Annotated in this window: 11 protein-coding genes; 3 read left to right on the plus strand and 8 right to left on the minus strand. The window is 67.9% G+C overall.

The features are described from left to right. Positions 1-89: 89 nt before the first annotated feature. Positions 90-1,787: a ShlB/FhaC/HecB family hemolysin secretion/activation protein gene (locus tag DTS01S_RS27565; RefSeq protein WP_061289830.1), complete on the minus strand. Its 1,698-nt coding sequence runs from the start codon at positions 1,785-1,787 to the stop codon at positions 90-92. 5 nt (positions 1,788-1,792) lie between these two features. Continuing rightward, positions 1,793-3,619 carry a filamentous hemagglutinin N-terminal domain-containing protein gene (locus DTS01S_RS27570; protein ID WP_017406213.1) on the minus strand — a complete coding sequence of 609 codons (1,827 nt, stop codon included), beginning with the start codon at positions 3,617-3,619 and terminating at the stop codon, positions 1,793-1,795. A gap of 673 nt (positions 3,620-4,292) precedes the next feature. On the opposite strand from DTS01S_RS27570, the gene DTS01S_RS27575 reads away from it, so the two are divergent. Beyond that, positions 4,293-6,077, plus strand: a complete 1,785-nt coding sequence (locus DTS01S_RS27575; RefSeq protein ID WP_017406212.1) for an NAD(P)/FAD-dependent oxidoreductase — start codon at positions 4,293-4,295, stop codon at positions 6,075-6,077. Next, positions 6,074-6,643, plus strand: coding sequence for a VUT family protein (locus DTS01S_RS27580; protein WP_016454772.1), 570 nt, complete (start codon positions 6,074-6,076; stop codon positions 6,641-6,643). Before DTS01S_RS27575 ends, DTS01S_RS27580 begins: the two co-directional genes overlap by 4 nt. A gap of 88 nt (positions 6,644-6,731) precedes the next feature. On the opposite strand, the gene DTS01S_RS27585 is transcribed toward DTS01S_RS27580, so the two are convergent. Then, positions 6,732-8,108, minus strand: a complete 1,377-nt coding sequence (locus DTS01S_RS27585; protein ID WP_017406211.1) for an amidohydrolase — start codon at positions 8,106-8,108, stop codon at positions 6,732-6,734. A 96-nt stretch (positions 8,109-8,204) separates the two neighbouring features. Between DTS01S_RS27585 and DTS01S_RS27590 the strand changes: the two genes are divergently transcribed. Then, complete coding sequence (locus DTS01S_RS27590; RefSeq protein WP_017406210.1) at positions 8,205-9,224, plus strand: GlxA family transcriptional regulator; 1,020 nt, start codon at positions 8,205-8,207, stop codon at positions 9,222-9,224. A 50-nt stretch (positions 9,225-9,274) separates the two neighbouring features. Here the strand turns inward: DTS01S_RS27590 and DTS01S_RS27595 are convergent, their stop codons facing one another. The 5 genes from DTS01S_RS27595 to DTS01S_RS27615 form a co-directional block, all read right to left on the minus strand. After that, on the minus strand, positions 9,275-10,270 hold the full coding sequence (locus DTS01S_RS27595; protein WP_012203338.1) for a tripartite tricarboxylate transporter substrate binding protein: 996 nt from the start codon (positions 10,268-10,270) through the stop codon (positions 9,275-9,277). A gap of 155 nt (positions 10,271-10,425) precedes the next feature. Next, positions 10,426-11,355 (minus strand): 2-hydroxyacid dehydrogenase, encoded by a 930-nt coding sequence (locus DTS01S_RS27600; protein WP_017407809.1) that lies wholly within the window; start codon positions 11,353-11,355, stop codon positions 10,426-10,428. A gap of 8 nt (positions 11,356-11,363) precedes the next feature. Further along, positions 11,364-12,134: a class II aldolase/adducin family protein gene (locus tag DTS01S_RS27605; protein ID WP_012203336.1), complete on the minus strand. Its 771-nt coding sequence runs from the start codon at positions 12,132-12,134 to the stop codon at positions 11,364-11,366. Between the two features lie 59 nt (positions 12,135-12,193). After that, complete coding sequence (locus DTS01S_RS27610; RefSeq protein ID WP_017407808.1) at positions 12,194-13,738, minus strand: class I adenylate-forming enzyme family protein; 1,545 nt, start codon at positions 13,736-13,738, stop codon at positions 12,194-12,196. An 86-nt stretch (positions 13,739-13,824) separates the two neighbouring features. Next, complete coding sequence (locus DTS01S_RS27615; protein WP_016450812.1) at positions 13,825-14,811, minus strand: tripartite tricarboxylate transporter substrate binding protein; 987 nt, start codon at positions 14,809-14,811, stop codon at positions 13,825-13,827. Positions 14,812-14,964: the final 153 nt, after the last annotated feature.

Here is a 14,964-nt window from a genome sequence, read left to right on the forward strand (position 1 = left end):
ATGCTGGGCTCCCTCTTCATTTCTCTGTCTTGTCTGTCTCTGTGTTGCTGCTGTCTTGCTGCCGGTGCGCCTGTGCGGGCGGTACAGCGCTAGAACTGGTAGGCCAGGCTGGCATTGACACGCCAGCCGGGCTTGGGCATTTCACTGGGTGTGCGCAATGGCTTGCCCGCGATCAGCTCGGCGAAGCCGCCCGCGAAGGCGATGCGCAGCCCGCCTCCCGCGCTGGCCAGGGCATGTGAGCGGCTGTCTGCAACGGTGGACAGCCGCGCCGCATCCACAAACAGGTAAGGCTCGTAGCGGATCTGCCCGCCCAGGATCTGGGGCGGCCGCTGCAACGCCCATTCATTGCGCCAGACCATGCCCTTGTCGCCGCCAACGGCCGATTCGGGAAATCCGCGCACGCTGCCCACGCCTCCGGCGAAGATCTGCTCGGACGAGTACAACGGATGCCGGCTCCATTGGCCCAACGCACGCGAGCGCCAGGTCAGGAGGCTGCCCAACGGCCGCTCCACCGATGCCGACAGCTCCAGCTTGGTGAACCGGTAGCGGGCGGCCTCCCGGGGCAGGTCGGCCGGGTCGCGGTTGGTGTCCAGCCAGGGCATGCCGCGCGAGATGCCCGCATCGACCGTCCACTGGCCCAGCCCCTCGCCGGCTTGAAAGCGCGTGAGGCGGTTGATGCCCAGGCGCAGCACGGCCTGGGTCTGCGGGCTGAGCGAGATGTTGTTGACGGAACGCTCGGACTTGCGGTGCGAGAAGCTCAGGTCCATGGCCGTCTTGCTGTTCTGGTCGCGCTGCAGCAGGCGGCTCAGCGACAGCGTGTAGGTCTTCGATGTGCCGTGGACCAGGGCGGTGTCGCCGATGAGGTTCTGGTACTCCGAGACGGAAGCCATTGCCGACAGCGTGGCATAGCCCAGGGGCATGGAGAAGGTGCCATACAGGGCGTTGGTTTCCGTGCTGGTGGTCAGGCCGGCGCCCAGCGACTCCATCAGGCCCAGCACATTGCCGGCGTCCAGGCCCAGCTGCACGCGAAGGCGGCCGGTGGCGGCCGCGCCCTGGTTGTCCAGCGAGACGTTGTAGCGCGCGGCCTGGCCCGCCTGATTGACGAACTCGACGATGGAGCCGCCCGGCTGCGTGCCCGGGCGGATCTGCACCTGCACGTTGTTGCGCCTGAGGCGGTTGAACTGGTCCACCGACTGCTCGATGTCGCGCAGGCGCAGCACGTCGCCCTGCTTCATGGCAAGGGCCAGATGCACGCCCGGAGCCTGATCGTCGCCAGGACCGACGGGGGTGCCGTTGAACAGCAATTGCTCGATGCGACCCGGCACGATGGTGAGGGACAGCACGCCCTCCTGCAGGCTCTGGTTGCCCACGTAGGCACGCGAGGTGGTGTAGCCCGCAGCGATCAGGGCCCGGTTGACCCGCTCCAGCAGCACGTTGATGTGTTCGACCCCGATCGAGCGGCCGACAAAGGGCGCGGTGACCCTGGCAAAGACAGCCTCCGGCAGCAACGCCATGCCGTCTTGCCTGATGGTATGAATGGGAAAGGCCGGTCCCTGGGGCTGCAGGCCTTCGGGGAATCGGTCGTCCATGCCTGCGGCTGCGGCAGCGGGTTGCTCGAATTCAATGCTGGCGGGTGCGGAGCGGCGCAGCATTTCCTCGCGCAGTTTTTCCTGCTGCTCGCGGATGATCTGGTCGTTGGGGTCGCGCGCAGACACAGGCTGTGCATGGACGAGCATCGGGCTGAGGGCCAGCGCGCAGATGCCCGCGGCGGAGATCCAGTGGCTCATGCGGTTCACCACCAGAAGATGCCGAGGTGGTCCTCGATGCGCACCGCATCGCGGGAAGGCTTGCGAATCACCTCGATGGCGCCGTCCACGCCTTCGGAGGCTTGCAACACCCCGCCGTCCTGGTATGCCAGCCCCTTGAGAACCAGCCGTCCTTGCTGGACGGTGTAGCTGCCGCCCTGGTCGGTGGCATAGATCCTGGCCCAGGTGTCGCCGAACAGGGCCTTGAGGCCCTTGTCACGCAGGATGACGGTATGCACGGGGCGCCCTCGCGCGATGATCTCGGGAGCCTCCAGGGTCATGCCCTTGCCTGCGTAGACCTGGCCGGCATCGTTGAGGATCTGCCCGCCAGCACGTATATCGACCGATTCGGCGCCCATGATCTGCCCGCCCACCAGCGCCTCGTTGGAGGAGGCTGTGCGCCTGCAGACGAACAGGAAGCAGCTTTGCCGGTATTCGAATCCGCCAATGCTGTGCGCCTTGGTCACGACGCTTTCTTGCGCCTCTATCTTGATGCCGCCCTGGTTGGAGAACACATGGCCGCCCAGGTTGGAGAAGTTGCGCGCCTTGACCTGCACATTGCCTTGCGCCACCCAGTAGGCCTGGTTGGCAGGATCGGCCAGCTCGCCCATGTCCACGCTGTAGCCTTTCCTGCGCTTGAAGACGCTGTGCGATGCCCAATCTTCCAGGCCGGCACCGGCGATGTGCACGCTTTCGTTGCGCACATCCGCAGCTCCCCGAATGACCAGATCGCTGTTGGATACGATGCGTGCGTTGATGGAATCCACGCCCTGCCCGCTGTCCAGCAGCACGGAGCCTTCCTTGCCGAAGATCAGCGCGGTTTTCGCGGCCCCCACGGGCGTCCTGTGCTCTATGCCGCCACCGGCCTTGAGCACGACGGCATGGGCATCCTCTGCCTCGCCCACGCCTTGCTGGCCGGATATCTCGCCGCCCAGGTTGCGGATGACCCCTTCGGCCTGGAGGCGAACACGGCTGCCGGCCGCCAGCAAGCTGGTCTCGTCGCCGCGCGAAACGAGCGCGATATCCCGGGAGCGTATGTCCACCTGCCCCTGGGCCTGCACCTTGCCGCCGATCTGCTCCAGCTGTCCCGTGCTGGTCAGCCGGAAATCCCCGGCCGAGGCCACCATCTGCCCCTGGTTGCGCACACCGGCGCCCTGGTCGGTCACCAGAATCTCGATACGCCCGGAGGTGACCTTGGAATCCGCATTCAGGTCCACAGCCAATGCGGTGCTGCGCGCCTTCCCGCCCTCGTAGTAGACCCATGGCGTCAAGTTGTCCGTTGGCGACGCCGCCGTATCGAACTGGGCCGTGGATTCCCCGGCCACCATGCGGACCAGGGCGCTTGACGATGAGAACTCGTTGGTGACGGCACCCTGCAGGGCAATGCTCTTGGCAATCATCTCCAGACGGATCAGATTGCCGGTGACCCCCTGCTCGCCAATCACGATCTCGCCTTGCTTCGTATGGACATCCACCAGCCGCTGGACATAGCCCGAAGGCTGCAATTGATCGCGCAGTGTCACGGCGCCCGTGGTCAGGGCAACGCTGCCGAAATTGACGAAGCTGCCTCCATTGACGCGTATGCCGTTCTGATTCGCAAAAATCAGATTGGCGCGGGGGCCATTGACATCGATGGTTCCTGTGATATGCGAGGGCGCAGCGGAGAACACCTCGGCCACGATGGTTCGCGCCTTGACGCCCTCATTCAGGAACGTGAGCCCAGCCTTGCCCACATCGAACTGGCTGAAGCCGTTGTATGAAACACCGTCCGTGACCTGGGCCGGCGTGACCTGCACGCGGCCACCATCACCCATGTTCACCCGCGTGGCGGAATCTGGCAGGGCCGTGACCCTGGAAACTACCTCCGACCGGACTTCCCCCACTGTCCCCCAACCGCAGGCAATGACGCCCAGCGCACCGCAAAGCGCGGCGCCTCTCATTGATTTCTTCATATTGCATAGCCAGCCGCGCCCAGGCACCGGGTACTGTAGCCAGCCTGTCCATCTGGTTGAACTCCATTGCCGGCACATGGCATCCTTTGCCGGCAACCCTCTCTTTCAAAATCTCCACTGCCAATGGCTATGCCCATAGCCCACTGACAGCGGGAGCAGATGATCAGCGAAATCACCGCTATCGCCAATACACTTTTTTTGACAATGGGATTTTCATCCTAGGAAATATCTAATTTTTCTGGAAAAAATCAGACCACTCCTAATTGATTAGCATGCCATTAATATGGCATTCGTTTTTTCCGTCGCCCGATTGGCCAGGGCGATAACGCCAATCACGCCAGTGCAGTTACCCGGGCCATGCGCCCGTCGGCCGGATGCTTCCCGCCACAGGTCTTCCCGCATTCCAGGCGTGCCGGCCGGAAACCTGTGCGCCACCTGCGAACCCGAGCGTGCTCCAAGGGCGTGGCCATGGCGGAATGTGCCGCCTGGCGCTTTGGCTTACCATCGCCGGCCCTCTGCTTGATAGGTACAAGCCATGATCCGCGTCTCTGAACTGAAACTGCCCCTGTCGGCAGTGCAATACCACCCCGACAGCCACACCGAATACCTGCCCCTGGAGCCGCTGCGCGCCCTGGCCGCGCGCCAGCTGGGCATTGCCGAGGAGGCCATTGCCTCCGTGCATGTGCACAAGCGCAGCTTCGATGCGCGCAAGTCTGAGCTGCTGGCCGTCTACATCGTCGACCTGACGCTGGCCGACGAGAGCCAGGAAACCGCGCTGCTGGAGCAGTTCTCCAGCCATGCCCATGTGAACCCCACGCCCGACATGCGCTGGCATGCCGTGGGCCAGGCACCTGCCGACCTGCAGCGCCGGCCCGTGGTGGTGGGCTTCGGGCCCTGCGGCATTTTTGCGGCCCTGGTGCTGGCGCAGATGGGCTTCAGGCCCATCGTGATCGAGCGCGGCCGCTCGGTGCGCGAGCGCACCCAGGACACCTGGGGCCTGTGGCGCAAGCGCGAGCTGGTGCCCGAGTCCAATGTGCAGTTCGGCGAAGGCGGCGCAGGCACCTTCTCCGACGGCAAGCTCTACAGCCAGATCAAGGACCCGCGCCACCTGGGCCGCAAGGTGATGCAGGAATTCGTCACCCACGGCGCGCCGCCCGAGATCCTCTATGCCGCGCACCCGCACATCGGCACCTTCAAGCTGGTGAAGGTGGTCGAGGGCATCCGCGAGGAGATCATCCGCCTGGGCGGCGAGATCCGCTTCGGCCAGCGCGTGTGTGACATGCGCATCGAAGGCGAGGGCAAGGACCGCCGTCTCACCGCCCTGGAAGTGCTGGACCAGGACAGCGGCGAGCGCCAGTGGCTGGAGACCGACCATGCCGTGATGGCTTTGGGCCACAGCTCGCGCGACACCTTCGCCATGTTCTACGAGCGCGGCGTGCACATGGAGGCCAAGCCGTTCTCGGTGGGCTTTCGCATCGAGCATCCGCAAAGCGTGATCGACCGCGCGCGCTGGGGCAGGCATGCCGGCCACCCGCTGCTGGGTGCGGCCGACTACAAGCTGGTGCACCACGCCAGCAACGGGCGCGCGGTCTACAGCTTTTGCATGTGCCCGGGCGGCACCGTGGTGGCGGCCACCAGCGAGCCCGAGCGCGTGGTCACCAACGGCATGAGCCAGTACTCGCGCGCCGAGCGCAATGCCAACGCCGGCATGGTCTGCGCCATCGACCCCTCCGACTACCCGCGCGATGCCAAGAGCTTTGCCTGGGCCTTCGACGGCAAGACCCATGGCGTGGAAAACCTCAAGGACGGCGAGCTGCATCCGCTGTCGGGCATCGTGCTGCAGCGCCAGCTGGAGACCAAGGCCTACCTGCTGGGCGGGCGCAACTACAACGCGCCGGGCCAGCTGGTGGGCGACTTCATCGCGGGCAAGGAATCGGCCGCGCTGGGCGAGGTCGAGCCCTCCTACAAGCCCGGCATCACGCTGACCAACCTGCACCACGTGCTGCCGGCCTATGCCATCGAGGCCATGCGCGAGGCGCTGCCCGCCTTCGGCAAGAAGATCCGCGGCTACGACATGCACGATGCCGTGCTCACCGGCGTGGAAACGCGCACCTCCTCGCCCGTGAAGATCGAGCGCGGCGCGGACTTCCACAGCCTGAACACGCGCGGCCTGTACCCGGCCGGCGAAGGCGCCAGCTACGCGGGCGGCATCCTGTCGGCCGGCGTGGATGGCGTGAAGGTGGGCGAGGCCGTGGCCTGCGCCATCCTCGGGCTGCCCCTGCCCTCGTCGGGTGCACGCGGCTCCGGTGGCGCAGCATGACACCGCGTCCGCCCCGTTTCGCCGCCCCCTCGCGCACCCAGCTGCTGGCCGCCATTGCGGCCATGGGCGTGGTGGTGCTGTCGTCCAACATCCTGGTGCAGTACGCCATCAACGACTGGCTGACCTGGGGCGCCATCACCTATCCGTTCGCCTTCCTGGTGAGCGAGCTGGTCAACCGCAGCTTCGGCCCGCAGCAGGCCCGGCGCGTGGCCTGGGTGGGCTTTGCCGTGGCCGTGGCCGCCTCGCTGGTGCTGGCGCCGCCGCGCATCGCGCTGGCCTCGGGTGCGGCCTTCATTGCCTCGCAGTGGCTGGACATCGGCGTGTTCCACCGCCTGCGTGCGGGCCGCTGGTGGCGTGCCCCCCTGGTGGCCACGCTGCTGGCCGCCTGCCTGGACACCTTCCTGTTCTGGAGCATCGCCTTCGCGGGCGCCGCCGAGCCCTGGGTGACCTGGGCCCTCGGCGACCTGGGCGTGAAGCTGGTGCTGGGCGTGGCACTGCTGCTGCCCTTCCGGCTCGCCATCGCCCGGTGGTGGAAAGGCCCATCGGCAATCGCCAGCGCCAAATAAAGCCGACGCGGTTCGCACGGACTCGATCTCAAGCCAGGGGCACCGTGCAACGGGATGCGGCTTCCGCCGCTCAGGGCGAGTCGAATAACTATGGGTTGCGCTGCAGATAGTCCACGGCCAGCGCGGCCAGTGAGCGCGCGCCCGTGGGCAGTTGCTTCTCGTCGATGTCGAACAGCGGCGAGTGGTTGGACGGCGCCTTCGCGAAATCCTGGCCTGCCGGCGGCGCGCCCAGGAAGTAGAAGAAGCCCGGAACCACCTTCTGGAACTCCGAGAAATCCTCGGAGCCGCTGACCTTGGGAATCACCATGGCCTTGCCGCCCATGGCCAGCTTGAGCGCGGGCAGCGAGGCCTCGGTCAGTGCGGCGGGGTTGGTGGTCACCGGATAGGCCACGGGACCGAAACGCACCTTGGCCTTGGCGCCGCTGGAGGCCGCGATCTGCTCGGCCGTGGCGGTGATGCGCTTGTGTGCCTCCTGGCGCATGTCCTCGTCGAAGGTGCGCAGCGTGCCCTGCATCTCCACGTTGTCCGGGATGATGTTGTAGCGCGTGCCGCCCTGGATGGAGCCGATCGTCAGCACGGCCGGCTCCAGGCTGATGTTGAGCTGGCGGCTGACCACGGTCTGCAGGCCCAGCACCACCTGGCTGGCCGCGACGATGGGATCGACCGCATTCCACGGCGACGAGCCATGGCCGCCCCGGCCCTCGACCTGGATGCTGAGGCTGTCCGAACCCGCCATCAGCGGCCCGCTGCGGTAGCCCACCATGCCCGACGGCAGGTTGGACGTGATGTGCAGGCCGTAGATGGCCTGCACGTCCTTGAGCACGCCGGCCTCCACCATGGCCTTGGCGCCGAAGCTGGGCACATGGCCGTGGGCATCGGCCTCCACGGGAGCGCCTTCCTCGGCGGGCTGGAAGATGAACTTCACCGTGCCGGGCAGCTTGGCGCGCATGCCGGCCAGCGCCTCGGCCGCGCCCATGAGCATGGCCACGTGGGCATCGTGCCCGCAGGCATGCATGACCGAAACCTCCTTGCCCATGTACTGGGCCTTGGCCTTGGAGGCAAAGGGCAGGCCGGTCTTCTCGGCCACGGGCAGCGCATCCATGTCGGCACGCAGCGCCACGGTCTTGCCCGGCTGGCCGCCGCGCAGCACGCCCACCACGCCCGTGCCGCCCACGCCGGTCTGCACCTCCATGCCCAGGCGGCGCAGGTGATCGGCCACCACCTTGGCCGTGCGTTCTTCCTGCCCCGACAGTTCGGGGTGCTGGTGGATGTCGCGGCGCCATTCCACCATCTTGGGCGCCAGCGGCTGGATGGCGGCATCCAGGGCCGCCAGGCCCTGTGCATCGAGCCCCTGGGCGCTGGCCGCCAGTGGCAGGCCGCAGGCCAGCAGCCCGGCCAGGGCGATGGAGCGCAGGCCTGTGCGCGGGAAGGAGGAAGGCTTTGTCTCGGCGCTGGTGTGGAGCATCTTCGTGGTCCTGGAAAGTGGCACAAGCAGCCATGCTAAAAGTGAAGCACGTATGACGGACACGTCAAAATCGCCATTCGAGGAGCCAGAATCGCCATGCCCCGGACCTTTGTCATCGAGCTGCCCTGCCTGGAGCACAGCGCCATCGGCCACGCCGCGCACCTGGTGGAGATGCTGCGCAGCGCCAACCTGGTCGCCAGCCTGCGCCTGGGCCGGCGAACGCCGCGCTTTGGCTGGCGCTGGGTCGACGGCCAGGGCCGGCCCCTGCCCACCATGCCGCACGCGGACGAAGGCGCGGCAGCCGAAGGGCCCGCGCAGGCCGTCTTCGTGAGCGCGCTGCACTGCCCTGACATTCCCTCCATACGCGACATCGTCGCCGCGCATCCGGCCCTGGTGCGCCGCATCACCACGGCCTTCGACCAGGGCCTGGCCGTCTGCACGCTGGGCAGCGCCGCCTGGTTTGCGGCAGCGGGCGGCCGCTGCCAGGGCCGGCTTGTGGCCCTGCCCTGGTATTTCATGGGCGGCTTTGGCCTGGACTTCCCGGGCATCGAACTGGCCGAGGGCCAGCCCTTCGTGGACGACAGGCCCTGGCTCAGCGCCTCCCATCCCGAGGCCCTGGCACCCATGGCCGTCGCGCTCACACGCCATGCCTTCGGCGACGACCTGGCCGCAGCGCTGGCCGCCGTGCTGCAGCCCGATGCCCAGCGCGAACGCGCCACCCGCGCCGCCCTGCAGGACCGCCGCATTCCCGCCACGCGCAACAGCGTGCTGGCCCATGCCATCGCCTGGCTGGAAGCGCGCGTGGAGCAGCCCTATGACCTGCAGGCCCTCGCGCACGCGGCATCCACCAGCCCGCGCACCCTGCTGCGCCACTTCCAGCAGGAGCTGGGCCACAGCCCGCTGGACCACCTGCACCGCCTGCGCTGCGCACGGGCCCGGGTGCTGCTGGAGATCACGCTGGAGAGCGTGCCGTCCGTGGCGCTGGCCTGCGGGTATGGGGATGCCTCTGCGTTTCGGCGGGTGTTCTTGCGGTATGTGGGGATGGCGCCTGCGGCCTATCGGGAAAGGCATGCGTTGAGGGCGCCGAGGAGGCGGTGGAGGGTGGGGGCTGCCTGATTGTTTTTGCCCCTGCCGGGTCAAAAAACAGACCCGAGAACAAGAAAGACTCAGTCCACCGTCACCTTCGCCTCCCGAATCACCCTCCCCCACTTCTCCGTCTCGGCAGCAATGAACCGATCGCACTCCTCAGGCGTGGACCCCTCCGCAAACGTCCCCATCACCTGCTCCAGCCGCTGCGACACCTCGGCACTGCGGATGATGCGCGACACCTCGGCGGACATGCGCTGCACGATCTCGCGCGGCACGCCGGCCGGCGCGATCATGGCCGCCCAGGTGCTGCCCAGCAGGCCGTCGTAGCCCTGCTCCACGAAGGTGGGCACGTCGGGCAGCGCGGCCAGGCGCTTGTCGCTGGCCACGCCGATGAGGCGGATGCGGCCGGCCTTGGCGGGCTGGATGAGGTTGGGCGGCGGGTCCAGGAACAGCGGGATCTGGCCGCCCATGAGGTCGGCCAGCGCAGGCGCGGCGCCCTTGTAGGGCACGTGGACCATGTCCGTCCTGGTGAGCAGCTTCATCAGCTCGGTGGTCAGGTGGGCGCTGGAGCCGCTGCCCGAGGAGCCGAAGCCCACCTTGCCGGGATTGGCCTTGGCATAGGCGATCAGCTCGGGCGTGGTCTTGAAGGGCGCGTTCATGGCCACGGCAGCGACCAGGGGCGAGACGCCCATCAGCGAGACGCCGACCAGGTCCTTCTTCGGGTTGTAGGGCAGCTTGGGATAGAGCGTGGTGTTGGCCGCATAGGCCGCGATGACCACGCCGAAGGTGTGCCCGTCCGGCGCGGCCTTGGCGATCTGGTCCACGCCGATGATGCTGTTGGCGCCGGGCTTGTTCTCCACGATGACGGGCTGGCCCAGGGCCTTTTGCAGGCCGACCTGCAGCAGGCGCGCCATCTGGTCGGTGAAGCCGCCTGCCGTGTACGGAACGATGATGCGGATGGGCTTGGAGGGCCAGGGGCTCTGGGCCCAGGCCGAGGGGGCCAGCACGGTGGTGGCTGCTGCAGCGGCGGCAGCGGTAGATTGCAAAAAGCCGCGGCGGGAAGTCGAAGGCATGGTGTCTCTGGATTCTTCTCAGTTGAAAAATGGCCCCCACGCTACCCTTGCTGCGCAAGGTCCGCTGCCCCCCAAGGGGGCCGCTTTTCATCTTGGGGCGGCCCGGCGATGAAAAAACGCCACGCAACAGCGCAGCGTCGGATGGAAAACAAGGCTCAATACCCCCGCGCCACATCCACAAGGTTGAGCAGCGGCTCGCCCGCGCGCAGGCGGCGCAGGTTCTCCAGGCACTGGCGCGCCACGGTGTCGGCCGAGGCCTGGGCCGCGATGTGCGGCGTGACAAAGGCCTTGGGATGGCCCCAGACCTTGTTGTCGGGCTGGGGCGGTTCGTCGCGCAGCACGTCCAGCGCGGCGCCGGCCAGGTGGCCTTCGTCGAGCAGGGCCAGCAGGTCGTCTTCCACCACCTGCTCGCCGCGCCCCACGTTGATGAAGTAGGCGCCGCGCGGCAGCAGGGACAGGGTGCGGCGGTCCAGCAGGTCGCGCGTCTCGGGCGTGAGCGGCAAGGCGCAGACCAGGATGTCGCTGGTGGACAGCAGTTGCTTCAGACCTTCGGCACCGCTGTGCGTGGCCAGGCCTGCAATGCTCTTGGCGCTGCGGCTCCAGCCTGCGACGGGGTAGCCGATGGCCTGCATGGCGCCGGCCACGAAGCGGCCGACCTCGCCCAGGCCCAGGATGCCCACGCGGCAGTCTGCGCTGGCGCGCACGGGGCGGCGCAGCCAGTCGCCGGCCTGCTGCTGGCGCGCGAACAGGTCCAGCTCGCGCGTGTGGCGCAGCGCGGTACCGACCACGTACTGGGCGATCTCCACATGCTGCTGCGGATCGACGGTGCGCGCCACGGGCAGGCCAGCCGGCAGGTCGGGCACGGCCAGCAGCTTGTCCACGCCCGCGCTGGGCGCGCACAGCAGCTTCAGGCCCGGATAGGCCGGCAGCACGCCCGGCTTGAGGCTCCAGGCAAGCATGGCCTCGACCGCATCGGCCGGCGCCTCCTCGCGGTGGCCCCAGACCTGCACGCCGGGCGCCAGCGCGCGCAGCGAGTCGACGATGGGCGCGCCCATGCTCGGATGGATGTTGACCAGAATTCCCATGGTTTCCTTCAGTCCTTGTAAGAAGGGTCTATGCGGTCCAGGCGGCGCAGCAGGCCGGGCCAGGCCAGGCCTGCGCCCTTGCCCTTGGTGACCTGGCGCGACTGGTTGACCGCGTCGGCAATGATGTCCTGCGGGATGCGCGTGAGCTCGCCGCCGCCCGACTGCGCCAGGATCTGGATGCGGCAGGCCGACTCCAGCGTGTACATGGCCAGCACGGCCTCGGCCACGTTGCGGCCGCAGGTCAGCAGGCCGTGGTTGCGCAGGATGAGGAAGTTGCTGGCGCCCAGGTCATCGACCAGGCGCGGCTTCTCGTCGTCGCGCAGGGCCACGCCTTCGTAGTCGTGGTAGGCCAGGCGCGCCAGCGGGAAGATGGACTGCTGCGAGATGGGCAGCAGCCCCTCCTTCTGCGCCGAGACGGCCACGCCATAGCGCGTGTGCGTGTGCAGCACGCACTGCACCTCGGGGCGGCCGTCGTGGATGGCGCTGTGGATGACGAAGCCGGCCGGGTTGACGTCGTACTCGGTCTCCATCAGCGGCCGGCCCTCGTGGTCCACCTTGACCAGGCTGGACGCGGTGATCTCGTCGAACAGCATGCCGTAGGGGTTGATCAGGAACTGGTCGGGCTGGCCCGGCACGCGCGCCGAGATGTGGGTGAAGATCAGGTCGTCCCAGCCGAAGTGGGCGACCAGCCGGTAGGCGGCGGCCAGCTCGATGCGGGTCTGCCATTCCTCGGCCGTCACCTGGCGGCGGACCTCGGACATCGTGGTGTCGTTGCTCATGGGGTGTACCTCTTGGTGGACATCGTGGTGGACATCGTTTGGAGAAAGCATCCGCCGGTTCAGCGCCCCGTCGCGTACTGGTCGCGCAGCTCGCGCTTGAGCACCTTGCCGATGGCGCTGCGCGGCAGCTCGGCAATGAAGCGCAGGTCCGCCAGGCGCTGGGTCTTGCCGGCCCGCTGGTTGTACCAGCCCATGATGTCCTCGGGCAGGGCCGGCTGCCCCGCGCGCGACACCACGTACGCCACGGGCGTCTCGCCCCACTGCTCGGACGGCACGCCGACCACGGCCACGTCGTCCACGGCCGGGTGGGCGCGCAGTTGGGTCTCCAGGTCGCTGGGGTAGATGTTGAAGCCGCCGCTGATGATCATGTCCTTGCGGCGATCGAACAGGGTGAGGAATCCATCGGCATCGAAGCGGCCCACGTCGCCCGTGCGGATGAAGCGCTTGCCCGTGGGGTCGAACCATTCGGCTTCGCGCGTCTTGGCGGGCTGGCCGTGGTAGCCGGTCATCATGCTGGCAGAGTGGCCCACGACCTCGCCATCCTCGCCCGGGGCGACCTCGCGGCCGTCCTCGTCGATGAGGCGGATGTCATGGCCCTCGGCGGGCCTGCCCACGGTGTGCAGCTTGTCCGGGTGCAGATGGGCTTCGAGGATGCAGGTGCCGCCGCCTTCGGTCATGCCGTAGAACTCGGTCAGGCTGCCGGGCCAGCGCGCCACCACGTCGGCCTTGAGCTCGGCCCGGAACGGCGCGCTGGTGCAGAACTTGGCGCGGAAGCTGGACAGGTCATGCTCGCCGAACTGCGGCAGCGCCATGATGCGCTGGTACTGCACGGGCACCAGCATGGTGTGGGTGACGCGGTGCTGCTGGGCCAGCTGCAGGTAGCGGGCCGCGTCGAACTTGGGCATCAGTACCACGCAGCCGCCGCTGCCCAGCGTGGGGAAGAACACCACCAGCGTGGTGTTGGAGTACAGCGGCGTGGCCAGCAGCGTCGTGCCCTCGGGGCCATAGCCGTAGACGCTGCCCCGGTTGATGTGGGCCCAGCGCATGCCGTGCGACTGCACGATGCCCTTGGGGGTGCCCGTGGTGCCCGAGGAATAGATGATGTTGAACGGCGCGGCCGGCTCCACGCTCACGGGCGCGGGCTGCGCGCCTTCGGGCGCCAGCCAGTCGTCAAAGGCCCGGCCGGGCGCGGCGCCGTCCAGCGAGATGCATTGCAGGGCGCCGTCGGCAGGCACCAGGTCCTGGGCCGCCTTGTCGAGGAACAGGTGGCGCGCCTGGGCATCGCGCAGCATGGAGGCCAGGCTGTCGGCCGTGGAGGACGGCGCCAGCGGCGCAACCACCACGCCCGCGCGCAAGGCGCCCAGGAACAGCGCGGCATAGCGCACCGAGTTCAACGCGCAGATGGCAATCGCCTGGCCAGGCTGCACGCCGTCGCGCTGCAGCGCGGCAGCCACGCGGTCCATGAGGGCGTCGAGCTGCGCGTAGCTCAGCGTCTGCTGGTCGTCGCGCAGCGCGGCATGGGCCGGCTGCTGGCGCGCGTGGCCGCGGATCAGCTCGGCCAGCGTGGTGAAGGGCGCATCGGGCGAAGGCAGGGTAACAGTCATGAGGGGCTCCGTTCCAGGAATTCACGAATCTCAAGCGGACTGCGCCCGCCAGCCCCCTGGCCCTGCGGGCGCATTGGAGGACAGGCCTACTTGGCGGCCAGGCCCAGGCGGTCGATCAGGACCTTGTCCTTGGCATAGGCCTCGCGCACCCACTGCGCATAGTCGGCGCCGGAGCGGTACCAGGCGTCCTGGTTCAGCTGCTTGAGCACCTCGATGTGGCGCGGGTCATCCATGGCTTTCTTGAAGGCGTCGTGCAGCTTGCGCACCACGGCCGGGTCCATGCCCTTGGGGCCGGCCAGTCCGTAGGGCGAGGTGGAGACCACGCCATAGCCCAGCTCCTTGGCCGTGGGCACGTCGGGCCAGCGCTGGGTGCGCTTTTCGCCGAAGGTCATGAGCAGGCGCATCTGGCCGCCATCCACATAGGTGTCCCAGCCCGAGGCATCGCTTTGCGCGGCCACGTGCCCGCCCAGCAGGGCCTGCTGCAGGTCGGCGTTGCCCTTGAAGGGCACGTGGTTGAGCGTGACCTTGGCGTTCTCGGCCAGCTCCTCCATCAGCAGGTGGGGCGAGGAGCCTATGCCGGTGGAGCCGTACTCGATCTTGCCGGGGCTCTTGCGCGCGGCGGCGATGTATTCGTTGAAGCTCTTGTAGGGCGAGTCCGAGCGCACCGTGAAGCCGAAGGTGTAGCCCGAGACGCCGATGATGTAGGTGAAGTCCGTGACCGGGTTCCAGGCCGTCTTCTGCATGTGCGCCATGCGCAGCATGGACATGGGGAACTGGGTGATGGTGTAGCCATCGGGCTTGGCCGTGCGGGACATGTTGCCCGGGCCCAGCGTGCCGCCCGCGCCGGGCTTGTTCTCCACGATGATGGCCTGACCCAGCTGCTTGCCCGCGATGTCGGCCAGGGTGCGCATGTGGCGGTCGGTGGAGCCGCCTGCGGGGAAGGGCACGATCAGCGTGATCGGGCGCGTGGGAAAGTCGCTGGCCTGGGCCCATGCCGGCGCGCTGGCGCCCGTGGTGGCCACAAAGACAACAGCCGCAAGCGCAAGGCTGCGGCGGCCAATGGAAATCTGCATGTCTGTCTCCTGCATCTCTGAACCAGGTGGGGCCGGGGCACATGCCTTGTGTGCCGCTCTGGCCAGGGCCCGGATACTTCACCGGGCCCGTTGGCACCGCCTCCCGGTGCGGCGCCTTGCATTCTTACAGCGACTGCACCAGCTCGGGCACGG

The organism is Delftia tsuruhatensis NBRC 16741 (assembly GCF_001571325.1).
Classification (GTDB): Bacteria; Pseudomonadota; Gammaproteobacteria; order Burkholderiales; family Burkholderiaceae_C; genus Comamonas; species Comamonas tsuruhatensis.